The sequence below is a fragment of the Flavobacterium sp. AJR genome (assembly GCF_002156885.1).
Lineage (GTDB): Bacteria > Bacteroidota > Bacteroidia > Flavobacteriales > Flavobacteriaceae > Flavobacterium.
In genome coordinates, this window is record NZ_NCWQ01000003.1 from 1 (window position 1) to 25,922 (window position 25,922).

The following is a 25,922-nucleotide window of genomic DNA, read 5'->3' on the forward strand; positions in this document are numbered from 1 at the left end:
ACGCGGATGATACGGATTTACAAAAGTAAAAACGCGGATTAAAAACGGATTTTTAAAAATAATAGATGGAAATCCGTTTAATCCGTGTTTTCGCTATAGCGAATCCGCATAATCCGCGTCCCTTTATAGACAATTTAAGTTAGCCACAGATGAAGCAGACCTATGGCAAAAAACGCATTTGATTTATAGAATCTTTAGCAAAAAACAGAATTCGTAATTGTAAAATTACTTTGTAACTTTGTAGCTTAATGTTTGAACCGATGAAATATAGAATATCTCTTTTCCTGCTTTTTGTTTTTCTTTTAAATTCTTGTCAGAATAACGACGAAAAGCGACTTGCCGAAAATAAAAAGGAAGCCAAAAAGAAAGAATTGATTTTTAATAATATTAGAAATAGTTGGGTTTTTTACGATAGTTCTATCAATGAGGCTTCTGAACAAATTGAAAACCAATGGAATGAATGGCACCTGTTTTTAAAAGTATTAAAAGGAACGCCTCAAAAAACCATTGGAGCATTTCAAAAAAAATCTACTGAAATCACCAAAAGCGCTGAGGCTTTAAATAATAATATTCCAGCCCAACTTAATGTACCTCAAGTTAAAACCAGAATCGCCATCATAATTACGAAAATAAAAATGATGGATTTATATATTCATTTGGATAGAATTCCCGACGAAAAGGTCAGTATTTTAATCAGAGAAATAAATAATGAACTAATGGCTTTACAAAGACAAATGGATAAGATTCTTGTAAAGAGTAAGATTCCTGTTGAAGACGGGGAGACAGAGTTAATGAAAATGATAAAGGATACTGCAAGAGCAATTCCTAATGAAAAAGTGACCCCAAATATTCCTAGAGTTGAGTAAAAGTGCTTTATATACTACGTACGATAATTTGCCCAAAACACAGCAAATTGCCAATCAGTTAATAGAAAATAATGAAGTAAAATTGCATCTTAGCGGATTGTTAGGATCGTCGGTTTCATTTGTAATTCGTTCTTTGTTTAAGAAAGTCGAATTGCCTTTTCTTGTTATTTTGGATAATAAGGAAGAAGCTGCGTATTATCTGAACGATTTAGAACAAATGATCGGGGAGCAAGATGTATTGTTTTATCCCGGATCTTACCGAAGACCGTATCAGATAGAAGACACTGATAATGCCAATGTTTTGCTTCGTGCGGAAGTATTAAACCGAATTAATTCGCGTAAAAAGCCTGCTGTAATCGTAACTTATCCCGAAGCATTATTTGAAAAAGTAGTGACTCGAAAAGAGTTGGATAAGAATACGTTGAAAGTATCAGTTGGCGATAAAATTTCAATTGATTTTATTAATGAAGTTTTATTCGAATATGAATTCAAAAGAGTAGATTTTATTACCGAGCCCGGAGAGTTTTCTGTTCGTGGAGGAATTGTCGATGTGTTTTCTTTTTCAAATGATAATCCATATCGAATTGAGTTTTTTGGAAACGAAGTTGATAGTATTCGAAGCTTTGATGTTGGGACACAATTATCTATAGAAACACATAAAAAAATCACGATAATACCAAATGTCGAGAACAAAGTGTTTCAGGAAAATAGAGAAAGTTTCTTAGATTATATTTCTGAAAAAACAGTTCTTTTTATTCAAGATACAGATGGATTTCTAAGTCAGTTAGACAAACAATTTGCAAGAGCCGAAGAAGCTTACGAGAAATTATCGCAAGAAATTAAGCGTGCAACTCCAGATCAGTTGTTCCTAAACCAGAAGTCGTTTATAAAAAAAGCATTGGATTTTTCGATTGTAGAATTGGCCAGTAAACCAATTTTTAAAACAATCAAGAAATACGATTTTCATATTCAGCCACAACCCTCATTCAATAAACAATTTGATTTATTGCTTAATAATTTAAGTGATAATCATTTTAACGGATACAAGAATTATTTGTTTTGTTCGAATGATGCACAGGCAAAACGTTTCCATGATATTTTTGAAACGTTGGACGAAGCCAATTCCGAAAATATCCGCAAGCAATATAATACAGTGGTTTTACCATTGTACCAAGGTTTCATAGATGACGAAAATCAGATTACGTGTTATACCGATCATCAGATTTTTGAGCGTTACCATAAATTCAATATTAAAAACGGCTATTCTAAAAAACAGAATATCACGCTTAAAGAATTGACTACATTATCGGTTGGGGATTATGTAACACATATCGATCACGGAATCGGACGATTTGGTGGATTACAAAAAATTCAGGTAGAAGGAAAAACGCAAGAAGCTATTAAATTGGTTTATGCCGATAATGATATAGTGTATGTGAGTATTCACTCGCTTCATAAAATTTCTAAATACAACGGAAAAGACGGAACGCCACCCAAAATTTATAAGTTAGGTTCGAATGCTTGGAAGATTTTAAAACAAAAAACCAAAGCACGAGTTAAACATATCGCCTTCAATCTTATTCAGTTGTATGCTAAAAGAAGATTAGAAAAAGGATTCCAGTTTGCGCCAGATAGTTACTTACAAAACGAATTAGAAAGTTCGTTTATTTACGAAGACACACCAGATCAAACGAAATCAACTCAAGAAGTAAAAGCCGATATGGAAAGCGACCGACCAATGGATCGTTTGGTTTGTGGTGATGTAGGATTCGGAAAAACAGAAGTTGCAATTCGTGCCGCTTTTAAAGCAGTAGATAATAGCAAGCAAGTTGCAGTCTTGGTGCCAACCACAATTCTTGCCTACCAGCATTACCGTACTTTTTCGGAACGATTAAAAGAAATGCCAGTTTCTGTTGGGTATTTAAACCGTTTTAGAACTGCAAAACAAAAAGCACAAACGCTTAAAGATTTAGCCGAAGGAAAACTAGATATTGTAATAGGAACACACCAATTAGTAAACAAAAATGTAGTTTTTAAAGATTTAGGATTACTAATTGTCGACGAAGAACAAAAGTTTGGAGTAAACGTAAAAGATAAATTGAAGACAATTGCTGCCAATGTTGATACGTTGACATTAACAGCAACGCCAATTCCGAGAACATTACAATTCTCCTTAATGGCAGCGAGAGATTTATCTGTAATTACTACACCACCGCCCAATCGTTACCCAATCGAGACTAATGTAGTTGGTTTTAATGAAGAATTGATTCGTGATGCGATTTCGTATGAAATTCAGCGTAACGGACAGGTTTTCTTTATTAATAACCGAATCGAAAATATAAAAGAAGTTGCCGGAATGATTCAGCGTTTGGTTCCAAATGCAAGAGTAGGAATCGGACACGGACAAATGGAAGGTGCTAAGCTAGAAGAATTAATGTTGGCATTTATGAACGGAGATTTTGATGTTCTGGTAGCTACAACAATTATCGAAAGTGGACTTGATGTACCAAATGCCAATACCATTTTTATCAATAATGCTAATAATTTCGGATTGTCGGATTTACATCAAATGCGTGGTCGAGTAGGGCGTAGCAACAAGAAAGCATTCTGTTATTTTATCTGTCCGCCATATTCATCCATGACCGAAGATGCTCGTAAACGAATCCAGGCTTTGGAGCAATTTAGCGAGTTAGGAAGTGGTTTTAATATCGCGATGAAAGATCTTGAAATTCGTGGGGCAGGAGATTTATTAGGTGGTGAACAAAGCGGTTTCATTAATGAAATCGGGTTTGATACTTACCAGAAAATCATGAATGAAGCCATCGAAGAATTAAAAGAAAACGAATTCAAAGATTTATATCCTGCGGAGAACGATATTGAAACGAAGGAATACGTAAAAGACTTGCAAATCGATACCGATTTTGAGTTATTGTTTTCTGATGAATATATTAATAATGTTACAGAGCGTTTGAGTTTGTACAACGAGTTAGGTTCTGTGAAAAATGAAGAAGAACTGGTTCTCTTCCAAAACAAATTAATTGACCGTTTCGGGCCAATGCCTCCGCGTGCCAATGCGTTGATGAATAGTATCCGCATTAAATGGATTGCTACTAAAATAGGAATTGAGAAACTGGTAATGAAAAAAGGTAAAATGATTGGTTATTTTGTTTCCGATCAACAGTCTGATTATTATCAATCGAAACGTTTTCATAAAGTGATAAATTTTGTGCAAACACATAGTAATATTTGCAAAATGAAAGAAAAAGAAACTCCAAATGGTTTACGTCTTTTATTGACTTTCGAGAATGTGAAATCTACCAAAAGAGCTTTGGAGCTGATGGAGTTATTTGAAGAATAAGTTTTTATTTCTATATAAAAAATGGCGCATGAAATTTTCATGCGCCATTTTTTATGGTTAGAATGTAAGGATTACTCTAGTTTTAGATAATGTAAACCTTTATTTCCTGAAATAATTATCTTGGTTTTAGAGAATGAGATGTCATTTATAACTGAACCTGTTGGTAATTCAAGCTCTAGTTCCCATGTTGCACCTGAATCTTTTGTTACAAATAACTTATCACCAGACTGAATATACCATTGAGTTTCTGTTCTAAGAAAGATAGAAGTCACATCCGATTTTATTTTAGTCCATGTTTTTAGCATATCGTTTGATTGCTGTAGTGTTTTATCTGTATTGTTTATTGAGAGTATTTTGTTGATGTTTAGGAACTTGTATGCAAGAGATAAATTTGTGTCTGCATTGCTGATAGTGTCTTTAATGATCCAATTACTATAACCTGTTTCAGATTCCATAACTGCATTTTTTTGAATATTAGAACCGTATTTTTTTGGATCATAAATTCTACCCAATTGATAAAATTTATCATTTGATGTTGATTTTCCAAAAGATTTAACGTTCAGTCTAATATTACCACCATTTTTAATAACCGTCGTAGCCCACATCGGATAGTCATTTTTAACAAAAGTCTTCCCATTGTCAGCAGTATAAATTTGCGCACCCATTACTGTATTTATAATAGAACTTTTACTATCCAAATATCCAATGTACAAGCCATTTAGCTCAATACTAAAATTGTTTTCTGGGACTATTTTGTTGGTTGTTTCAAAGCCATTATCGGTAAAAGTAGCTTGACGTGTATTAGTTAAAACACCTATTTTGTCATTAAACATTTTAAAAGCTCCGTAGTAACCTGGCTGATTGATTGATGCTTGTTCATAACCTGAAGCTTTAGGTTCTAGTTTTACTGGGAGGTTCTCATTGATAAACGAAAAGATAGTTTTACTATCATCAAAGATTGAAGAATTATTAATGTTAACATTCCCTAAAGTATTTAGCTTATTCCATCCTTTTGCTATAACAAAGAAATTTATAGGAGTACTACTCACTTTTTGAACCTGTATTTTTAAAATATTTGCTCCAGTTTTGAAAGCATCTGAATTAGATATCAAAATTTTACTATTAGTAATTTCTTTTGGAGTAATTTCAATATCATTAATAAAAACTTTAGTTGGAAAATCTTTATTGATAAAGTTAGTTCCTGTAATCTCTAAATTTTCTCCTGTAATAAGAAACTCAGAGGGAACTTTAGTAATTGTAATTGGTGATGGATGACTAGTTTCTGGGGTATTATCACCCGATTCATCACTTGAGCAGGAAACAAATAATCCTCCAGTTAAGAGAATTGATAATAGAAGTAGTTTTTTTTTCATTCGGTTTTATTAAGATTGATTTCTGCAGTAAATGAATGGAATTGTCAAATAATATCAAAATTTGAGGGATTATATTTATGACATTTTTGTTAAAAAATAATTTATTGCTTAAGATATTTATAAAACTCAGAGTGTGTTTGTGGTTAAATGTCTATAATATAGTGAAATAAGTAATTGTAAGCTATGCTGGTTCTTGGCTTTTATAATATAGAATTGATTAAAAAGACGTTAGAGATAATGGAGTTGTTTGAGGAGTAGATAGCTTTGAGGAAGGATTTTATTTTTTATTATCCAACAAGATTTCGGTCATATTCTTATAATTATTTAAGAAACCTTTGGTGATTAAGTAGTGTTCCGTTTCCTCATAATCAACTTGTCTTATTCCGTTTTCATCCAATTGATATATTATTGCATTCGGATATGCCAGAAGAATGGGAGAGTGGGTAGCGATTATAAACTGCGAATTGTTTTTTACGTGTTCATCTATTGCCGCAAACAGTGTAAGTTGCCTCATGGGAGATAAAGCAGCTTCGGGCTCATCAAAAACATAAAGACCATTTCCGCCTAATCGTTCAGTAATGATTTTCATGAAAGATTCCCCATGAGAACATTCATGCAAGGAATGACCCGTTCCCTGAAGGTTGTCTGTTTCCTCCATATAAGTTGCCAGATTATAAAAACTTTCAGCACGAAGAAAGTAATAATCTTCTGGGAGACTATGACTTTTTGCAATCTTCAAATAATTAAAAAGGCCAGATGTATTCTGATGGGTACTAAAACGAGCATGTTTACTTCCTCCTTCTTGACTTAATCCCATACTTAAAGCAATTGCTTCTATCAGCGTAGATTTTCCTGAGCCATTTTCTCCTACGATAAAAGTAACATCAGAGTGAAATTCAACTTTATCCAACCCTTTTATAGATGGTATCGTAAAGGGATATTCCTCATAACTTGTAATTGATTCTCTTTTGAGTGAGATTTCTTTTAAATAAGGTTTGTTTGTTATCACTTACGAGTTGATTTTAATTGAATTGATGAGAGGGGTCAAAAATAAAACATTTTTACGGATGAGCTTCTTAAAATTTATTAGAGCATAAAAACGGATGCGTTTCCTGAAAAAAAATAAGGGCGTATGAAATTTTCATACGCCCTTATTTTTTTATCGGGATAGAAACTATATCCGATTATTGTAATTAACTATTTGACAATTGATTTAATTAAATATGAATTTCTTTTAATATCTCTTCAAGGAATTGTGCCATTTCATCTGCATTTTGTTTGTTGAATGGCATTGGTGGTTTTATTTTTAAAACATTGTGCAAAGGTCCATCAGTACTTAGCAAATATCCTTTTTCTTTCATTTTTTCGACAACAATATCAATTTCAGGAATTGCAGGTTCCATTGTGGTTCTGTCTTTCACCATTTCGGCACCAATAAATAAACCATGTCCGCGAACATCACTGATGATTGGGAATTTATCCATTAATCCTTTTAGTAAGTCCATTAGATAATTACCTACTTCTAGGGCGTGTTGTTGCATTTCTTCGTCCTGAATTACTTCCAGAACAGCTAGTCCAGCCGACATAGATACGGGATTACCTCCAAAAGTATTGAAGTATTCCATGCCGTTGTTAAAAGCATCGGCAATTTCGTTTGTTACAATTACTGCTGCAAGCGGATGACCGTTTCCTATAGGTTTTCCTAGTACAACAATATCCGGAACGACATCTTGTAATTCGAAACCCCAGAATTTATCGCCAACTCTTCCAAATCCTACCTGAACTTCATCGGCAATACATACTCCACCCGAAGCTCTTACGTAATCGTAGACTGTTTTTAGATAGTTTTCTGGTAACGGAATCTGACCTCCAACGCCCAATAAGGTTTCGCAGATAAATACGGCTGGTGATTTGTCTTCTTTCTTTAAATCTTCAATTATTCTTTGTACATCGGCAGCATATTTTTCGCCAGCTTTTGCATCGCCATATTTATAAGGACCTCGATATAAATCGGGATTAATTGCTTTATGAATCCACGGCATTTTTCCAAAACCTCCTTTACTGTCAAATTTATAAGGACTCATTTCCATAGCTACGGTTGAGGTTCCGTGATAAGCATGATCTAATACGATAATGTCTTTTTGCTTTGTAAAATGGCGGCTCATTCTTATAGCAAGGTCATTTGCCTCACTACCAGAGTTTACGAAATAACAAACGCTTAATGACGATGGTAATGTTGCGGTAAGTTTTTCAGCATATTCTAATATAGTATCGTTAAGATATCTTGTATTAGTGTTTAAAGTTGCAATTTGTTTTTGCATCTTCTTTACCACTACAGGATGACAATGTCCAACATGAGATGGATTGTTTACACAATCTACAAAGGTTCTTCCTTTATCATCATATAAGTATTGTAATGCCCCTTTTACGATTTTTAGTTTCTCGTTGTAACCAATGCTTAGATTTCTACCTACATTTTTTTGACGAGCTTGTAGTAAATCAGAATAGTCGGAATTATTTATCACGCCATCAAATCCGCAAGCTTTTCTAAAAGTATCCTGAGCTTTTATAGGATTTATTTTGATGAGTTTGTATAATAACTCCCAAGCTGGCTTCTCTGTTATAAAATGATGGGCATTATCGCTATTTAGCGATGCGTTATAAGCCGACTGTGTTACGCTTATACATAGCCTTCCAGCGATTAAATAATATAATAAATCTAGTTCTTGTGTTGTAAGCGAATATGCTTCATGATATCCTTTTACGATGAATGAAGCAGCTGTTAACGGATCATCACTTTCTAGGATTGCATACGTACAAGCTATTGCAAGATTATTGATTAAAGCGGAATAAACCATATCGCCAAAATCTATCAAACCAGTAGTTTTTTCTCCTTGCGCCATTACATTACAATCATTGGCATCATTATGAATGTATGCATGTCGTAATGTATGTATTTGCGGAAGCACTTCGGTGTCAAACTGCAAAAGGAAATACCCGGCAATTCGTCTACGTTCGTGATTAGTAATGTACTTCAGTTTTTCATTGGCATCACCCGCTCTGCTAATGTCCCACGTATAATGGCGATGCATTGCAGGGTGAGAAAAGTCTTGTAATGCTTTATCCATATTCCCCATAAATGCACCTAAATTATAAAGAGCATTACTAGATTTTTTTTGTTCCTCGTACCAAAAAGTGCCTTCAAGAAAACTAAGAATTCGTATGTAATACGTTTTGTTATCTCTGATTATTTGGGTTAAAGCTTCTCCGTTTTTATTGATAGAAAACTGCTGAAAGCTTTCTGCTAATGGACTTTTGCTTAAATGCTGAATGATTTTAACCTGCGCATCCAGAAAAGGATACGGCTGATTTTCATCAGAAAGCTTTAATATATACTTTTGATTTTTCTCATCGGTTAAGATAAAATTCAATTCATCATAACCGTCTAACGCTTTTACGGTAGCGGATAATCCATAATGTTCTATCGCTAATTGCTGAATGTCTGTTTCTGAAAAAATCATTGGTATTGTTTATTAAGTTGTTTTATCTGTTTTCTCGTTTTCCTACACGGTATTTTTTTGATCATGTAGTGAAAAGTTTTTCACCACAAATTTCACAAATTATCGCTAATTTTTTTAAATAAAAGCATTCTTATATTTGTACTAATTGCTTCGCCAGTTCGCTCTTTCAGGCTCGGGTTGTGGCTGTTTTTTTATTTCCAAATAATGGCTTGTGCTGGTTGTAAAGGGTTTTGTCCCACAAGAATTTTACTTCCTTGAGGTATTGGTAAGTTTATAGGTTCGTTTGTATAGTTTACACCTACATAAAAACCATCTCTCCATTCTACAAATACTCCTTTTGGTAAATCTTCGATAGTAACTTTTGCACGTTCGTAAATAGTACGTACAACTTGTCTTTCTAAAGTTCCGTCTTTACTTTCTGCACCAATATAAGTAACAGTTCCTTTGCCTAATTTTCTTGTAATAGCAGCAGCTTTACCTTTATAAAATTGATCTGCATAGGTTGCTAATACTTCCGTTCCTTGTTTTGGGTTTAGGACATCTGCCCAAGTATTCCATTTGTGGGTATTGTTTCCTGAGCTTATTGTTCCGTTTACATTGGCAACAAGCATATCAAAAAAATCTACATCGGCACCAATTAATGGTACGATTGGCGCACTCCAATTAGCTTCAAAGAAATGTCCGTTTCTATCCTTTTGACCTGTACGGCAAGAAAGGATTAAGTTTCCTCCGTTTTCAACATATTTAGTCCATTTATCGACCAATTTCTGATCTATAAGTTGGTAAGCAGGAGCAACGATAAACGGATAAGCAGAGAAATCTTCGTCTTCTGTAATAAAATCCATTGGTGCACCAGTCGATTTTACTGCAGTTGTATATATGTTTCTATGTCTCCAGGTACTCCAGAATTCTGTTTGTTTTTGGTTTTCTAAATCCCAAAGGTTTTCATGACTCCATAAAAAACCTGTTTTTCTTTTTGCAATTTCCTGTGGAATTACCGCTTTAGGATTGTACTCTTTGCGAAGTAATTTCATGTCTTCGATAGATTGTACAAATTCTTTTCCGCCTGTTGTAAGTGTTACACCATCGGTTCCTACGATTCCGTCATGGTACATTTCACTACTTCCTAGTGGATGTCTGTATCTATACGTACAAGTAAATGAACAACCACCACCAAAAGCTTGAGATATCCACATATGAACCGTTCCTGGTTGTAATTGCGGGTTAATTCCAGCCCAGTTTACTTGCCCAGGTTGTAATTCCATAATACCAGTAACACCGCTTATAGATCTGTAATAATCGTTTGCTTCAGATATTTTGTTAGGATGCCCCATTCTAAAACTATCTCCTCCTAAAGGATTCTGTCCACTTACAGGATACATGGTATAGGTAATGAAATCCATTTTGTTAGCACTTCTAGGATCGGCATCATAAATTACATTGGTAAAGTTGGTTGTTATCCATTGTTTTGGATCAACATACTTTCTAAGTATTTCCGCTTGTCTATTTAAATATTCACCCTGTGCATCCGAGGTAAATCTTTTAAAATCTAAAACGGCATGAGGACTTAATTTATCTTCAAAATAAATTTCGGCATTAGGTAAAACTATTTGTTCAAAGTTATTATAACGGGTACTCCAAAAATTCCCAACCCATTCTGTATTTAGTTTTTCGATTGTTCCGTATTTGGCTTTAAGCCAAATTTGAAATGCTTTGCGGGCAGAAGGACTAAAATCGGCAGTTCCCAAAGGTTCATTGTCGATTTGCCAACCCATAATATTTTTGTTCTTACCGTATCTTTTTCCAAGTTCGGCAACTATTTGATCTGTAAATTCTCGGTATTTTTCATTTGTTATAGATACATTAGCTCTATTGCCGTGTTCTCTGCGACGCCCGCTTGCATCTACTAAATAAATTTCAGGATATTTGTCTCCCATCCAGGCTGGTGGAGTTGGAGTTGGAGTACAAAGTATCACTTTTAATCCATTTTTTTCGGCTATGGCAAGTGCATCATCAAGCCATTTAAAATCATATTTACCTTCTTCGGGTTCCATATACGTCCAGGCAAATTCGGCAAAATGCGTAAACTCAAATCCTAGTTTTTTTATGTTTTTTAAATCACGTTCCCATTGTTCTTTTGGCCATTGTTCAGGATAATAGTAAACACCAATTTGCATTAAATCGGGTTTTGAAAAAAAACGTTGTGCGTCTTTGTTCTCCGTAGAAGTAGCTTTTTTGTTTTGAGAAAAAACGGGATTCGAGTTACAATTTGCGATAAGCAATAGTGTAAATAAAATTTTAACTAATGGTATATTTTGCTTGAACATTCTTGGTTGTATTGAGTTAATCGAATATGTGGTATTTTTTTAATTATTTATCTTCTAAAAGAAGCATTAAATAATGTGATGCCGACCAGCTAAAGTTAAAAGCTTCCATTCCTTTTCCTGTAAGCGGTTGGTAATTTTCTCTTATAGATGTGCCTTTGTCCAGAACACCTTCTGCGTTATGAATGAGTTTATGTGCCAATTGGTTTGCTTCGGTTGTGTAACCATATTTTTCCAATCCATTTATTCCAAAATAACTTTGGTCAAGCCAAATAGGTCCTCTCCAATATCCGCGTTCTGGTTTAAATTTTGGGTGGTTTGCTGCCAATGTTGGTAAAGGAACAAAAGTGTTGAAAATAGTTGGATCCATCATGTTTTCTTTCATCGCTTTGGTTTGTTCAGCAGTAGCAACCTCAGCCCAAATAGGCAAATATCCTTCGCATCCCATTGCTTTTATCAATGTTTTACCGTCGATTGTTGTATCGTAATACCAACCTGTTGCTGGGTCCCAAAATTGAGTTTGGATTTTAGCTTTTAAAACCACACTTTCTTCTTGCCATTTTTTAGCTTCTTCATTCAATTTTAAAACTTGTGCCATTTTGTTTAAATAGTTCTTTTCGGCATATAAAAACGAATTCAAGTCAACACTTTCTTGGTCTAATGAATAGGCTTTATCTCCGTTTTTTAGGATTTTACTATCATCAAAACGAACGGCATTGTCCATTCCGCTTTCCCATTTAGCGGCAACCAATGTACCATCTGTAGAACCAAATTCGCATATTCCGTCTTGATCATGGTCACGTTCTTTGTACCACCAGTTATGATATGATTTTAGTTTTGGATAAAACTCTTTTATAAAATCAGCATCTTTAGTTTTTTCATAAATTTTCCAGATTGCCCATGCTGCAAGTGGAGATTTTGTGTTACGGTAATTGTTTTCTTCTATTAGATTATTTCTGTAAATACAATCTGGAATAAATCCGTTTGGTTCCTGATAATCAAATAGAGCACGCATTTGGTCTTTTGCTAGTTCAGAATCATAATTGGCTACTGCAACTGCATGTTTCCAACTGTCCCATGCCCAAAAGCCATGAAACCACTCATAATTATAACTCGGGAAAAGTCCACCGTGTTTTAAACCTTCGGCAGCAATTCGGGTATTGTTTTGTAATGTAAGTACCAGTTTAGCTACTAAATCAGAATAAGTATTGTCTTTATAGATGGCTTTTTTCTTGGCTATTAATTGTGCCAATTGAGTTTCTTTTTCTTTTTGTGTGTTTTTAAGTAGTGTGTTGAACGTTGTTTTTGCTATAACTTCATTTTCATTTTTCCATGAGTATTGTGGGAAAATAAAGGATTGAGAAACAACTATTTCTTTAGTTTCATTTGGTTTTAATGTTAGTTTTTCTGTTTGAGTTTTATAACCTTGTTTTGTGATTTCAATTTGTGGTGTTGTATTAAAAAACTGAATATAACCCACGGCTGTACTTTTCGTGGAAACGATTTTTAAAGTTTTACCATCTTTAGATAACTGTAAATCATCTAAAAACATGTTAGAATTATAGGAAGGATAAAGAGTTATCGTTTTCCCAGATTTATTAGTAATACTTGTTTTTTGTAATGCCGAATGTCCTGATAAAAAAACAAGTTGTTGTTTTATCTCTAATTTCTCGTTTTTGAATTGTTGTTCTAAGTGGCTATTGTAGCTGTTTTGACTTACTAAAGCCTTTTTCCAGTTTATAGCTTCTTGTTTGTTCTCGTCATTAAGTTGTAAGGAAACAAATGAGGGACTTAACCAAACTCCGTTTTGTTCTGTCATTAAAAATGGACCAGAAAAACCACCTTGAACTTCAGAAGGTTCTAGAAATCCGAATCCGAACCAAGCGCCTTTATCCGAGAAAACTAATGATTCTCTATCGGTTGCATTTGCTGGGTTTCCTTTGTAGTTTATGCTGTTTTTTGAAGATTCTAAAATCGGAAAGTCTTTTTGTGCCCAACTGGATTGTAATATAAAAAAGAATGAAAGAATAAAAAGTGTTTGCCTTTTGCCCATGTTATTTCGTTTTTTATTGAATGTTTTTGGTTTTGAGATATATTTCTTTTTTTTAAATAGTGATTAATAGAGAAATACGAAATCAGTAGATAAAAAGAATAGCCCAAGAAATATAGGGCTATTCTTTTAAAAATTAAAATGATTCAATGGATTAATTTGTTTGTAATTCTGTTAATGGTATTGGATAAAAATTGTTTTTTGATGCATCAAAACCTGTACGGCCTACAGCATCAAGTGCCGCTTTTGTTTTTCCCCAACGACGTAAGTCATAAAAGCGATAGTTCTCTAGTGGGAATTCTAGTATTCTTTCGTGTTCGATTTGTGCTTTTACCTCACTACCTGTTGTACCAGTCATTGCAGGCATATCGGCTCTGTCACGAACTTTGTTTATGTATGGGATAGCTTCGGGTGTACGACCTAATTCGTTTAATGCCTCTGCTTGCATCAATAATACATTCGAATAACGCATAAGCGGAATGTTGATTGCTGTAAATTCCTGATCCATTTTTTCCTGAGTACTTGGTATGAATTTACGGAACACAGGTTTGTCGGCATCGCCAAATCTTTCATCGTAAGTAGTTCCTAATACTCTTGGGTTATCTGGGTCATTAAAATAAGGATCTTTAAAGAAAAGCGTGCTATAAATACGAGAATCATAATTTCCTGTAGTCGCTATTTTTCCTTCTTTTTTAAATTCATTTACAAGCATTGTACTCGGAAGAATTTCGTCCCATCCACCAAGTTCTGCAGCACCCATCCAATAATGTAGTGCATTGCGATAGAATGCTCCATTGGCAGTTGTTTCTGAGAATTGAAGTTCGAATATAGATTCTTTGGTGTTCTTATTAGTTCCGTCAAACATAGATACATAATCTTTAACCAAATCATATCCTTGTACTTTGTTTAATGCAGCAAGAGATTCGTTTAAGTAGGTTTGTTTTTGAGCCGTTTCTTCATAAGCTCTGGTTAAATAAGCAAACCCTAAATAACTATTGGCAGCTCCGCTGGTAGCACGACCTGTTTTATCCTGAGATTGTTTAGGAGGCAATATTGCAGCTACAGCTTTAAACTCGCTTGTAATAAAATCCCAAGCTTCGGCACGTGTAGATAATGGTATGTTTAAATCACTTTCTTTAGTAACATACTTACTTCTAACATAAATTTGTTCCCAGTTAAGCAGCAATTTCATGTGATAATACGCACGCAAAAAACGAGCTTCAGCTTCTATTTGCGCTCTGTCGGCATCGGTAATAGTTGCTGCTGGAATTTGTGGTAACTTATCAATAACCTGATTGGCATTACTAATTCCTCTATAATTGATTCTCCAATATTCAGTAAACTGGCTATTACCATTTGTGTAGGTAAATGTTGAAAGTTCTACCCAGTTTGGGTAATTTAATGCATCACTTCCTAAATCACAAATGTCTTCACGATATGCCTCAACGGGCCATTTTACTTCGGCAAAATACCATTCACTTGTAGCAGCTTCAAGTTGAGAATATGTTGCAGCCAGAGCAGATTCAGCATCAGATTTGTTCCTCCAGAAATTCTCTGAGGTAAGTTGGTCGGGCGATTGTTGGTCTAAATAGTCACTGCAACCAGTGATTGTGAATAAACCTATAACGGATAATATAAAAAATATCTTGTTCATGATTATGTTTTTATAATAGTATTAAAATATATATTGAACACCAGATACAAATGATCTTGTAAATGGGTACACAAAACGATCTACTCCTGTATTAAGAACTGTGTCGCGTGAGAATTCTGGGTCAATACCGGAGTAATTTGTAATTGTAAATAGGTTCTCGACACTTACGTAAAATCTAAGCTTATCTATTTTTGCACCACCTAACATTTTATTAGGTATTGTATATCCTATTTGTAACTGACGCATTCTTATAAAATCACCACTTTCTAAGAAACGATCAGATTCGCGACTGTTTCCGTTAGGATCTTGTAGTACCGCACGAGGAGTATTACTAGGATTTTCTGGTGTCCATGAGTTAAGCGTTGTAGCCAACATGTTGGTTCCTGAATTCATAGATTCGTAAAAATATCTGTTTCCGTTATATAATTTGTTACCCCAACCACTTCCTATCAAAGCAGAGAAATCGAATCCTTTATAACTAGCGCCTAAACTAAGGTTAGCTTCCATTTTTGGCAATCCTGTTCCTGCGTATGATTTGTCATTTTCGTCTATAACACCATCTCCGTTTAAATCCTTGAAGCGAATATCTCCTGGTTGTGCATTCGGTTGTAATAAAACACCATTTTTGCTATGAGCATTTACTTCATCTGTAGATTGGAAAATACCATCGGTTCTGTATAAGTAGAATGCACTAATTGGGCTTCCTACACGTGCTTGAGTAGGGAAATGTTCTGTGCCAAATTTTAATCCTTGTCCGTAAATAGTCTGCCCTTCGTTTGCAAGAGATTCTACGTTGTTTTTAAGCGTTGTAAAGTTAAAGCCTACGTTGTATTTAAACTCATCGATTTGATCACGATAATTAACTTCAAGTTCAAATCCTTTATTGCTAATTTTACCTACGTTAAGTGTTGGATCATCTACTCCAGCAGATGGAGCCAGTTTTTTTGTAATCAATAAATTATCGGTTACATTATGGTAGTAGTTCATAGAACCGCTAATTTTTCCGTTTTTAAGTGTAAAATCGATACCAATATTCTTAGAGTCTGTTGTTTCCCATTGTAAGTTTCTGTTCTCTAATGCTGTTGCAATACTTCCTGGCCATGGGTTACTTCCGCTTCCTTGTACATAACCTGAGCCTAAAGTGTTTCCTGTTTTAATTAATGTATTTGCAGAGTAATATCCTAAGGCAGCTTCGTTACCTAATTGTCCCCAGCTAGCACGTAATTTTAAAGTTGATATAATGAAATCTTTAGGGAAGAAATCTTCTTTTTCTATTTTCCATCCTAATGCTATAGATGGGAAAGTTCCCCAACGGCTGTCTTCGCCAAATTTAGAAGAACCATCTTTTCTAACTGTCATTTGAAGTAAATAACGATCATTAAATGAGTAGTTTAATCGGCTAAAGAAAGAAACACGGTTGTATTGATATTTTGAACCATCCGCAGAAAATGTTCCTCCTTTACCAGCTCCGATAGTTGCAAAACCTGGATCTAAAAACCCAGACGGACGATCAATCGATACTAATTGTCCATTCTCTACAGAATAATCGGTTGTTTTTCCTTCTACAGTTACTCGATTCCAGTTAGACGAAACTCCGTTTATAGTATTACCAAGCATTAATCCAAAAGAATGTTTTCCAAAAGTTTTATCAATTGTAATAATGTTATCTAATATTTGTTCATCCCAATGTGTTCTTAATTCTTCTTGTGAAGCATATTGATGTATTTCTTTAGGATTGGCAATGTATGGAGGGAAATGATAGGTTTCCTGATTGTTTTTTACACGGTAAGAGTACGCTATTTTATATTTTAACCAAGAGGTAATGTTTGCAGTTATGGCAATATTTGCAGTTAAATCTTGTCCTTTGTTCATTCTATCTCTAAAATGTTCTTCGGCAACTGGGTTTGTACCAGCTGGTAAACCATTTTTGTTTGATAATCCATAGCCATAAGGTTCGTCAGCGTCATAAACAGGCACTAATGGTGACATTGTATATACTTCTTTTAACTGAAATGTTGGCTGTGCATTTTGTGTTCCTATAAATGCCATTTTTCCATCTACATCAAAGATTGATTTTTTGAAACTAACTCTTGCGCTGGCAGTTTGTTGGCCAAAATCATTATCGATTACAATTCCTTTTTGCTTTACATAGTTACCATATAATGCAAACTTAATATCGCCTTGTCTTCCTTGGATACCTAAACCGTAATTTTGAGTAAGTCCAGAACGGAAAACCTCATCTTGCCAATCAGTATCGGTTGTAGATGGTGCGCTTATATATGCAGGAAGAGGTTTAGGAGAAGTAGCATATTTATTATATTCATCGTACATTCTTTTGTGTACGGTTTTGTATTCATCTGCATTTAATAAATCCAATGTTTTTGATGGATTAGTGATGCTTAAAAATGAACTAAAGTCTACTTTTATTCCTTCTTTCTGACCGTTTTTGGTTGTAACAATAATTACACCATTGGCAGCAACAGATCCGTAAATTGCAGCAGCTGCACCATCTTTAAGAACCTCAATAGATTCTATATTTGTTGGGTTAACTGTGTTAATGTTTCCTTGAAAACCATCAATAATATAAAGCGGTTCAGTAGCTCCAAAGGTATTTACCCCACGTATTTTTACGCTTACATCAGCACCTGCAACACCACCTGCTTTTTGCACATTTACTCCAGATACTAAACCTTGTAATGCTTCGGCTGGATTTGTTGTAGCTCGTGTTTCAAGACTTTCTTTCTTTACAGATGAGATAGCTCCGGTAACATTACCTTTCTTTTGAGTACCATAACCAATCACGATTACCTCGTTAAGTTTATTGGTTTCTTCTTGCATGGATACATTAATCTCACTGCGATTATCAAGAGGTTCAGTTTTCTCTATAAAACCTACATATGAAAAAACAATAGTTTGATTTGTACCGCTTGGTGTATACGTTAAGGAGTACGACCCATCAAAATCGGTTGCAGCGTTGTATTTGGTTCCTTTTATAGATATACTAACACCTGGTAAGGTGTTGTTCTTATCATCTGTAACTTTTCCAGAGATAGTTTTTTTTGCCTGACTTTCCTGCGCAAGCAGGGTATTAGGCAGCCAAAAAAGGAGAATGATCGGCATTAGAAAAGGCTTCCTAAGTAAGTTTTTTAATTGTTTCATTGGTGTTAGTTTTTGGTTTCTGGTTGTGGTTAAGCTTTTTTATTCTATTTGGGTGGTTTTGTCTGTCGTGGTTATTAATTTTTTGTCATTATGAATGGGTTTTACTTTTAAAAAAGTGATATTTATTTTTTTGAATGCTTTTTACTAAGAATAATGAAATTCAAATTTAGAAGATTGTATATATAAAATACACCAGTACCTACCAGTTTGTTTTTGATGCTTAGAAAAAAGTGTGCCAAGTGTGCCATTTTATCAAGTGATAAAATCAGTAGATTGTTGAGGTTAGAAAATCAAAAAAGAGGAATGATTTTAAATACTCATAAATTAGTAAAGAGGAAACTAAAATGGAGTAAAATTTGATTGAATGACGAAAAAACATAAGGTTTTTCGTTGTAATATTAAGTGAAATGTGTTAGGGTGAATATTTTAAAGTAATCTCTTAAATGTAATTTTTTTGTTTAAATACTGTTTTTTTGAAATTATTCTGTAGTCGAAGTAAATTTTTAAGTATGAGTTTTAGTACAATTAATAGTTAGAATCTATTCTTTTTTAATACTAAAAGTTTTAACGGGAGAACTGTTTATTCTTTTCGGATTGATTCAAAAATAACCCTACCAGTACAAATCAGTTTGATTTTTTGGTGGCAATGTTTAAAGGCGCTTTTCTTTTCCTCGTTTTATATGTTACAAGTATTGAGAAGTATACATAAAAAAATCCCTTTTTCAACTTTTAAATTGGAAAAGGGATTTCGGTATATTTATTAAGAATCTAGTTCTTCAGGTCTTTAATTACTTTAAAAGCGATATCTACCTGATCTTCGCTTACTAAAATGGTAAATTCATTTGAAGTCGAAATTACTTCGTTGATTATAATTCCTTCCCAAGCTAAGCGTTGGAAAATGAAATAGTAAATTCCAGGAACGACAATGTTTTCTTTTGGTAGTTTTACAGTAATTGAAGCTAAGTTGCTCAATTTCTGGATTAATTTTTCGCGAGCAAAATGTTTTTCAACTAATTGATTTATACTGCTGCTAACTACAATGTTAGTTTCATTTACACCACGAGATGAGGTATAAAATATATCTGATAATGTATTAATATCCGAAATTAAATCAGCTTGTTTGTTTAAGACAGTTTCTGATGCTGCAAAAGTGTAATCTGTAAGTTCTGAGCGTACCGTAATCTCACCGATATTCTTGATTACTTTATTGATTTTGTGGTTTAATTTAAAATCTAATTCTTCCGTTAAACGCTTTAAAGACATTACTACAGCACCTTGTTTTACTTCTTTGCCAAACTCGCTTTCTAATTCTGTCATTATATTTCTAGACAATGAGGTCAGATTAATAATGCCGAGTGATAATGCATTTAATAAAAAAGGCTTCGTTTTGATGTAATTTTCTACGATGGAGGAAACAGTTTTCATAATTTTCTGGTTTTTTACTAATTTAGTGTGGTTGGTTTAGTTAGTTGTTGTGTTATATTTTTTTACAAATATAAATTAAAAAACAATTTGTTACAATTATAACAATAAAAAATTATGTTAAAAATGATAAAAAGCATCTATAAGATGTTCAACCACAAATGATTCCTTATTTTTATGGATTCCGATGATATCAAAACGAACTTCAAAATCTATTTCCCTATCGTTTATGTAGGCATTTACTGCTTTTACAAGAAGTTGAATTTTTTTTGCATCGACAAAATCTTGTGGCGAGCCAAAATCTAAACTCGATCTGGTTTTTACTTCTACAATTGCCAAGATATCTTCTTTGGTAGCAATAATATCAATTTCGGCTTTTTGGAAAGTCCAATTTCTATCTAGAATTTTATAGCCGTTTTGTTGGAGATATTCCACAGCAAGATTTTCTCCTTTTTTTCCAAGCTCATTGTGTTCGGCCATTTTTTTTAGTTTTTAGTTATAGTTTTGAAATGTTATCTATTGAATATAGATGCGTTTGAATTGTCTCCTGCTTTAGCTCAATGTCATTAAATTAAGGTTTTTTAGCAAATTATGATTAATTGTATTCTCGACAAAGATTGTCTAGATGGGAACGCGGATGACACTGATTCGCTAAAGTGAAAATACGGATAAACACGGATTTTCTCTCGTCTAGATGCTCAATATAATTAAGTTAAGAAATTTTAGATTAAAAATTGCTTCGCCTGTTCGCTCTTTCAGGCTCAGGTAATGATTGTCAATTTTTGGTTTTGCGCTGTTTCCCACATCTGAAATCAAAAATCGTTAGTCAAAAATCTTAAATCTTCTTATCTTTTTTTCTTAAATTAATGACATTGTGCTTTAGCTGGAGGTCGAAGAATTGATAATAAATATGGGCTTTAGCCAAAATGGTTTGTCATTTGGCTAAAGCCCAGTCCCTGTTTTTATTTTATTACTCCAGCTAAAGCAGGAGGCAATTCAAAAAAGTGAATAGTTTATGTTATTTATTAAAAATAAGTGTGCTTCCTGATGCATTAACTTCTATTGTTACGGTGCTTCCCATTACCAATGCTCTATTGTCTTGAATATGACCTGCAGGGAAATTAAAGATTACGGGAATATTATATTTCTTGGTAACATCATCAATGATTTCTAAGGCGTTTTTTCCCCACGGAATATCGTTGTCTTTCATTTTTGTCATTGCTCCAATCACTATTCCCTTTAGGTTTTCGATACAACCGTTGCGTTTTAAGTTCATCATCATACGATCGATATGATATAGATATTCATCTAAGTCTTCTATAAAAAGTATTTTATCCTGACAATCGATAGCCGATTTCGAACCTAATAAACTATATAGTATAGATAAATTACCTCCAACTAATTCTCCAGTTGCTTTACCAAATCGGTTCATAGGATCTGGCGAAACAGCATAAGATATTGGATTGCCAAATAAAGCCATTTGCATAGTTGCAATTGCATCTGGAGTGGCACGCGGGATACTTACTGGCATAATACCATGAATAGATTTATATCCCATCGTGTTAAGATGATTGTGTAAAACGGTAACATCACTAAAACCAATAACCCATTTAGGATGTTGTTTGAATTTTGTGAAATCAAGTAAATCTATCATTCGAACGGTTCCGTAACCACCGCGAACACACCAAATAGCTTTAATGTTTGGATTGTCCATCTGATGTTGGAAATCGGCTGCACGTTGTTCATCGGTTCCAGCAAGCTGATTGGTGTCTAAACCTATTGTGCTTCCTATTACAGCTTCTATCCCCCAGCTTTTAAGCAAGTCTATAGTAGGTTTTAAATTATCATCGATGTTTTTTCTAGCTGTTGCTACAAGAGCTACAGTATCGCCTTTTTGTAAGTAAGGTGGTGTTATCATGTTTTGTTGAGATTGACAGGTGAATGATTGTAATGCTATAATAAGAAATGCGAATTTACAAAAAGCAAAATGTTTCTTGATGTATCGGAATTGGTTTGTGTTCATGTTTTTTATCTTTAGTTTACAACAACATTGTCTAGTTGTGTTGTAGTTATATCCGTTAGTTTGCCTTTTTTGGTTGTACTGTTTCCAATCCAGTTATATGTTTTTCCGCCAGTATTTATTGTGATTCCGATAGAATCGTTGTTGTCATATATGGTATAAACAACATCTTTATTCTGGAATGTAACGGTATTGTTCTTTTTGTCAAGAGTAAAATCGGGGTTCTGATAAACTGTATTTATAGGATAAGAAAACTCAACTTCATCATTTTTATCAATTAAAACATAATTAAGCGTGCGGTCGTTGATATTAAATAAAACAACTCGCTTCTGATTTTTATCGACTGTAAAGGATAGTATGGTTTTTATACCATCTTCATCAAGATTAATCGTCCTTTTTGATGTTAGTACCATTTTTTTGCCATCCCAATTTTCTTCGCTATAATTATTATAAGGATATCCCATTTGGTCTTCTTCAACTATCTTGACTACTTTCGGTTTGTTATTCTCGACAATAAATTCCGAGAACTGATGCCAGCAACATCCGCTTTTTGTCATTACGCTTATTTTCTTAGTCTTATAATCTACCTGAAACATTCCGCAATAATTTTGAGCAAGTGCTGTAAATTCGGGACTGAATTTAAAACCATTTTTAGTTCCTAAATATATTTTAAAAGAAGGGCCGTGGTAGCAACTGTTTTGTCCGTCTTCGATAGCAAAATCTTTAATTCCGTCAAAATTGTAATCCTCATACATTATTGAACTTTGTTCGCCATAAGGCAACTGTTTTATGTTTGCAAGTGCTTTTCCGTCATGTAAACTCAGTGCCAGTTCTTCAGCGGTTACTTTTATAATTTGTTTTTGGGATTTAGTATCATAAATCGCAACCCAGCCTTTAGAAAAAACTTCGGATGTATCTGCGATAAATATCTTTCCGTAATAATCCTTCGAAAAGTTATTTACTTTAAAAGTGACTTGTGCAAAAGTAAAGTTGAATAAAAGGACGAGTAAAGTTGTCGCTAAAAGTTTCATTCTATATTAATATTATAAATGTCAATCCCTTGTATTTATGGGATAAATTAGATTTTGTAAAACAAAGATAGCCATTATCAAAAGTAATTTAAAATATCTTAATTAAATGAATTAGATTTATAATTGAAAGAAATTTCTTTAATTTAAAAGTTTTCCTTTTTTAATATGAATTGCTATGAGAATAATTACCTTTTCTATCTTTATATTTTTCAATTTATTGATGACACAATTACACGGACAAACAAAAAAGTATACGATTCATACAGTGGCTTTTTATAACCTCGAAAATCTTTTTGATACAATAAAGAATCCGCATATTCTGGATGACGAATGGACACCAAATGGCACACGACATTGGACATCTAAAAAATATTTTAAGAAATTAGACAATCTTGCCAGAGTGTTATCCGAAATTGGAACGCCAGAAAATCCTAATTCACCAACTTTTATTGGCTGTGCCGAAATAGAAAATAGGGGAGTTCTGGAGGATTTAATAAAACAACCTAAATTAATAGATAAAGAATACGGAATCATTCATTTTGATTCGCCCGATCAGCGAGGTATCGATGTGGGGTTACTATATCAGAAGAAACATTTTAAACCAGTTACATTTTCGAATATTCCGCTTGTTATTTATAAAAAGCCAACAGAAAATAGTGTCGATACAATCGCGAATAAAAAGAATCGGGTGTTTACAAGAGATCAATTACTTGTAACAGGATTTCTGGATGGGGAGGAAATTAATATAATTGTAAATCACTGGCCGTCACGTTCTGGAGGAGAACAAAAATCGAGTGCGTATCGTGAAGCTGCTGGGGCTTTGAACCGGAAAATAATTGATTCCTTGCAGCAAATAAATCGCAATGCCAAAGTTATTACAATGGGCGATTTAAACGATGGACCTTATAACAAAAGTGTAAAAGTTGCGCTTGGCGCGAAAGCCAATAAAGCCGATGTTCCAGAGTTTGGTGTTTACAATCCCTTTGAAGATATGGCAAAGAAAGGAATGGGAACTATCGCGTATAGAGATTCATGGGATGTTTTTGACCAAATCATGGTTACAGAATCCTTGATTAAGACAGATTTCAGTTCCTATCGATTCTGGAAAGCAGGAATCTTCAATAAATCGTATTTAATACAAACTTCTGGCCAATACAAAGGATATCCGCTTCGACATGCCACAACCGAAGTTGGTTACAGTGACCATTTTCCGGTTTATGTTTATCTTATTAAAGAGATGGGTTTTTAGTTTTTAGTCACAGTTACAGTCGCAGTACCAGTTTACAACTGAAAACTGCGACTGGTACAGCGAATTGGTACAGCGAACTGATACTGAAAACTGCTACTGAATACTGGTACTAAAAACTGTGACTGAACATCGAGACAGCGTACTTTTTATTAACTTAGCAGCTTAGTAACTTAGCACCTAAAAAATATGGCTATAGCAAAACCATTCAATCTTACTAAATGGATTGATGAAAACCGTCACTTACTTAAACCACCAGTTGCAAATAAAAATTTATATACCGAATCTGGTGATTATATTGTAATGGTTGTTGCGGGACCTAATGCCCGAAAAGACTATCATTATAATGAAACCGAAGAGTTGTTTTACCAACTAGAGGGAAGTATAAAAGTTATTATTCAGGAAGATGGCGAACGAAAGGAAATGGAATTACATGCGGGAGATATGTATCTTCATCCTGCTCGTGTACCACATTCTCCAGTACGTTCAGAAGGCTCTATAGGTTTAGTAATCGAAAGAAAACGTGCAGGGAAAGGATATAAAGACGGATTGCTTTGGCATTGTGATAATTGCAATCATAAATTATACGAAGTATTTTTTGAGCTTCATAATATCGAGAAAGATTTCTTGCCACACTTCGAGCATTTTTATAATTCTAAAGATTTGAGAACCTGTACAAAATGTGGAACTGTAATGGAATCTGATCCAAGATTTATAGCCAAAAAATAATTCTGAGTTTTCTATTTAAAAGGTATACTTTTGCAAAAAAAAATAAATTATCCACATGGACGATTATTATTCGAGGAAGAAGAAAGATAAACAGAAATAGTTGTTGCATAATGCATGCGCTATTTCTATAATAACGTTTTGCATTATGATTACCTTTTACAAAAACAACAACGGATTATTCCCTACAGAAAACCGTGAAAACAACAAATGGATCAATGTAGTTTGCCCGACTCAGGAAGAAACTAAATTCTTACTCCAGGAGTTACAAATTCCAGAAGCTTTTTATAACGATATTGAAGATATCGACGAAAGACCTCGTATAGAAATCGAAAACGGTTGGTTTCTTATCATCTTGCGAATTCCTTTTAAGAGCAATGATGCAAAATTACCTTTTAATACTGCGCCCTTGGGATTGATGTTTAAAGACGATGTTTTTGTGTCGCTTAGTTTTCATCAAACCGAGATTTTACCCGATTTTGTTTTATATACCCAACGCAAAAAATCGGATATTAGTAATCATTTCGATTTGGTTTTAAAGTTGCTTTTGTCTTCAAGTATTTGGTTCTTAAAATACTTAAAGCAAATCAATCAGCGTATTCGATTGGCTGAAGATAATCTTGAAAAATCGATCAAAAATGAAGAATTACAAGCATTGCTTCAAATAGAAAAATGTTTGGTTTTCTTTATTACTTCCCTTAAAGGCAACGATATGTTGTTTCACAGAATTAAAAATCTTAAAAATCACAGAGATGATTTTGATCCTGTTTTAGTCGAAGATGTCGAGATTGAGTTGCGTCAAGCGGAAGAAACGACAAATATCTACAGCAATATCCTGACCGGAATGATGGATGCTTATGCATCTGTAATTTCCAATAACTTAAATGTTATCATGAAAAGGTTAACTTCTATTTCGATAATATTGATGATTCCAACATTGGTGGCGAGTTTATACGGGATGAACGTTCCTAACAATCTTCAGGAAAACAATCACGGTTTCTTTATCATTTTGCTGATTTCATTATTAATATCAATTTGTGGTGTTTTCTTGTTCAAGAAAAAGAATATGTTTTAAGCCCGTTATGTAATTTTACAATAAAAGGTATAGATATTCTTTCACGCAGATTTCATAAGATTTAAGCTGATGTATGCAGATTTATTTACTAATAAAT

16 protein-coding genes are annotated in these 25,922 nt (G+C 33.9%); 5 read left to right on the forward strand and 11 right to left on the reverse strand.

Going from position 1 to position 25,922, the window contains the following annotated elements; genetic code table 11:
- The first annotated feature begins 260 nt into the window (after nucleotides 1-260).
- A complete protein-coding gene (locus B8T70_RS01225) occupies nucleotides 261-866 on the forward strand; it encodes a hypothetical protein (RefSeq protein WP_039113845.1) in 606 nt (201 codons plus the stop codon).
- Nucleotides 859-4,224, forward strand: a complete 3,366-nt coding sequence (gene mfd / locus B8T70_RS01230; RefSeq protein WP_123912053.1) for a transcription-repair coupling factor — start codon at nucleotides 859-861, stop codon at nucleotides 4,222-4,224. Before B8T70_RS01225 ends, mfd begins: the two co-directional genes overlap by 8 nt.
- 71 nt (nucleotides 4,225-4,295) lie before the next feature.
- On the opposite strand, the gene B8T70_RS01235 is transcribed toward mfd, so the two are convergent.
- From B8T70_RS01235 to B8T70_RS01285, 11 genes are all read right to left on the reverse strand, one after another.
- Complete coding sequence (locus B8T70_RS01235) at nucleotides 4,296-5,597, reverse strand: hypothetical protein (RefSeq protein ID WP_086893634.1); 1,302 nt, start codon at nucleotides 5,595-5,597, stop codon at nucleotides 4,296-4,298.
- Between the two features lie 277 nt (nucleotides 5,598-5,874).
- Nucleotides 5,875-6,606 (reverse strand): AAA family ATPase, encoded by a 732-nt coding sequence (locus B8T70_RS01240; RefSeq protein WP_086893635.1) that lies wholly within the window; start codon nucleotides 6,604-6,606, stop codon nucleotides 5,875-5,877.
- Between the two features lie 208 nt (nucleotides 6,607-6,814).
- The gene (locus B8T70_RS01245) at nucleotides 6,815-9,118 is read right to left on the reverse strand and encodes an aminotransferase class III-fold pyridoxal phosphate-dependent enzyme (protein ID WP_086893636.1); all 2,304 of its coding nucleotides are present in this window, start codon (nucleotides 9,116-9,118) and stop codon (nucleotides 6,815-6,817) included.
- 191 nt (nucleotides 9,119-9,309) lie between these two features.
- Nucleotides 9,310-11,445: a beta-galactosidase gene (locus B8T70_RS01250; protein ID WP_086893637.1), complete on the reverse strand. Its 2,136-nt coding sequence runs from the start codon at nucleotides 11,443-11,445 to the stop codon at nucleotides 9,310-9,312.
- 43 nt (nucleotides 11,446-11,488) lie between these two features.
- Nucleotides 11,489-13,495 (reverse strand): trehalase family glycosidase, encoded by a 2,007-nt coding sequence (locus B8T70_RS01255; RefSeq protein ID WP_086893638.1) that lies wholly within the window; start codon nucleotides 13,493-13,495, stop codon nucleotides 11,489-11,491.
- Nucleotides 13,496-13,646: 151 nt separating this feature from the next.
- Nucleotides 13,647-15,146, reverse strand: coding sequence for a RagB/SusD family nutrient uptake outer membrane protein (locus B8T70_RS01260; RefSeq protein ID WP_086893639.1), 1,500 nt, complete (start codon nucleotides 15,144-15,146; stop codon nucleotides 13,647-13,649).
- A gap of 21 nt (nucleotides 15,147-15,167) precedes the next feature.
- A complete protein-coding gene (locus B8T70_RS01265; protein WP_242667413.1) occupies nucleotides 15,168-18,305 on the reverse strand; it encodes a TonB-dependent receptor in 3,138 nt (1,045 codons plus the stop codon).
- A 768-nt stretch (nucleotides 18,306-19,073) separates the two neighbouring features.
- Nucleotides 19,074-19,730 carry an aspartate kinase gene (locus tag B8T70_RS01270; protein WP_035618292.1) on the reverse strand — a complete coding sequence of 219 codons (657 nt, stop codon included), beginning with the start codon at nucleotides 19,728-19,730 and terminating at the stop codon, nucleotides 19,074-19,076.
- 117 nt (nucleotides 19,731-19,847) lie between these two features.
- The gene (locus B8T70_RS01275) at nucleotides 19,848-20,207 is read right to left on the reverse strand and encodes a YraN family protein (protein ID WP_086893641.1); all 360 of its coding nucleotides are present in this window, start codon (nucleotides 20,205-20,207) and stop codon (nucleotides 19,848-19,850) included.
- Between the two features lie 538 nt (nucleotides 20,208-20,745).
- Nucleotides 20,746-21,645 (reverse strand): LD-carboxypeptidase, encoded by a 900-nt coding sequence (locus B8T70_RS01280; RefSeq protein ID WP_242667414.1) that lies wholly within the window; start codon nucleotides 21,643-21,645, stop codon nucleotides 20,746-20,748.
- A gap of 116 nt (nucleotides 21,646-21,761) precedes the next feature.
- Nucleotides 21,762-22,778, reverse strand: coding sequence for a hypothetical protein (locus tag B8T70_RS01285; RefSeq protein ID WP_086893643.1), 1,017 nt, complete (start codon nucleotides 22,776-22,778; stop codon nucleotides 21,762-21,764).
- A 175-nt stretch (nucleotides 22,779-22,953) separates the two neighbouring features.
- Here B8T70_RS01285 and B8T70_RS01290 point away from each other — a divergent pair, with 175 nt between their 5' ends.
- The 3 genes from B8T70_RS01290 (at nucleotide 22,954) to B8T70_RS01300 (ending at nucleotide 25,825) form a co-directional block, all read left to right on the forward strand.
- Nucleotides 22,954-24,027: an endonuclease gene (locus tag B8T70_RS01290; protein WP_086893644.1), complete on the forward strand. Its 1,074-nt coding sequence runs from the start codon at nucleotides 22,954-22,956 to the stop codon at nucleotides 24,025-24,027.
- A 186-nt stretch (nucleotides 24,028-24,213) separates the two neighbouring features.
- On the forward strand, nucleotides 24,214-24,753 hold the full coding sequence (locus B8T70_RS01295; protein WP_039113634.1) for a 3-hydroxyanthranilate 3,4-dioxygenase: 540 nt from the start codon (nucleotides 24,214-24,216) through the stop codon (nucleotides 24,751-24,753).
- Nucleotides 24,754-24,898: 145 nt separating this feature from the next.
- Nucleotides 24,899-25,825 (forward strand): magnesium transporter CorA family protein, encoded by a 927-nt coding sequence (locus tag B8T70_RS01300; RefSeq protein ID WP_039117053.1) that lies wholly within the window; start codon nucleotides 24,899-24,901, stop codon nucleotides 25,823-25,825.
- Nucleotides 25,826-25,922: the final 97 nt, after the last annotated feature.

What these genes read in the sequence shown, in the direction of transcription:
- B8T70_RS01225 (WP_039113845.1), top strand. Translation starts at nt 261, where the DNA reads ATGAAATATAGAATATCTCTTTTCCTGCTTTTTGTTTTTCTTTTAAAT.
- B8T70_RS01235 (WP_086893634.1), bottom strand. Translation starts at nt 5,597, where the DNA reads ATGAAAAAAAAACTACTTCTATTATCAATTCTCTTAACTGGAGGATTA.
- B8T70_RS01245 (WP_086893636.1), bottom strand. Translation starts at nt 9,118, where the DNA reads ATGATTTTTTCAGAAACAGACATTCAGCAATTAGCGATAGAACATTAT.
- B8T70_RS01250 (WP_086893637.1), bottom strand. Translation starts at nt 11,445, where the DNA reads ATGTTCAAGCAAAATATACCATTAGTTAAAATTTTATTTACACTATTG.
- B8T70_RS01255 (WP_086893638.1), bottom strand. Translation starts at nt 13,495, where the DNA reads ATGGGCAAAAGGCAAACACTTTTTATTCTTTCATTCTTTTTTATATTA.
- B8T70_RS01260 (WP_086893639.1), bottom strand. Translation starts at nt 15,146, where the DNA reads ATGAACAAGATATTTTTTATATTATCCGTTATAGGTTTATTCACAATC.
- B8T70_RS01265 (WP_242667413.1), bottom strand. Translation starts at nt 18,305, where the DNA reads ATGAAACAATTAAAAAACTTACTTAGGAAGCCTTTTCTAATGCCGATC.
- B8T70_RS01270 (WP_035618292.1), bottom strand. Translation starts at nt 19,730, where the DNA reads ATGAAAACTGTTTCCTCCATCGTAGAAAATTACATCAAAACGAAGCCT.
- B8T70_RS01275 (WP_086893641.1), bottom strand. Translation starts at nt 20,207, where the DNA reads ATGGCCGAACACAATGAGCTTGGAAAAAAAGGAGAAAATCTTGCTGTG.
- B8T70_RS01280 (WP_242667414.1), bottom strand. Translation starts at nt 21,645, where the DNA reads ATGATAACACCACCTTACTTACAAAAAGGCGATACTGTAGCTCTTGTA.
- B8T70_RS01285 (WP_086893643.1), bottom strand. Translation starts at nt 22,778, where the DNA reads ATGAAACTTTTAGCGACAACTTTACTCGTCCTTTTATTCAACTTTACT.
- B8T70_RS01290 (WP_086893644.1), top strand. Translation starts at nt 22,954, where the DNA reads ATGAGAATAATTACCTTTTCTATCTTTATATTTTTCAATTTATTGATG.
- B8T70_RS01295 (WP_039113634.1), top strand. Translation starts at nt 24,214, where the DNA reads ATGGCTATAGCAAAACCATTCAATCTTACTAAATGGATTGATGAAAAC.
- B8T70_RS01300 (WP_039117053.1), top strand. Translation starts at nt 24,899, where the DNA reads ATGATTACCTTTTACAAAAACAACAACGGATTATTCCCTACAGAAAAC.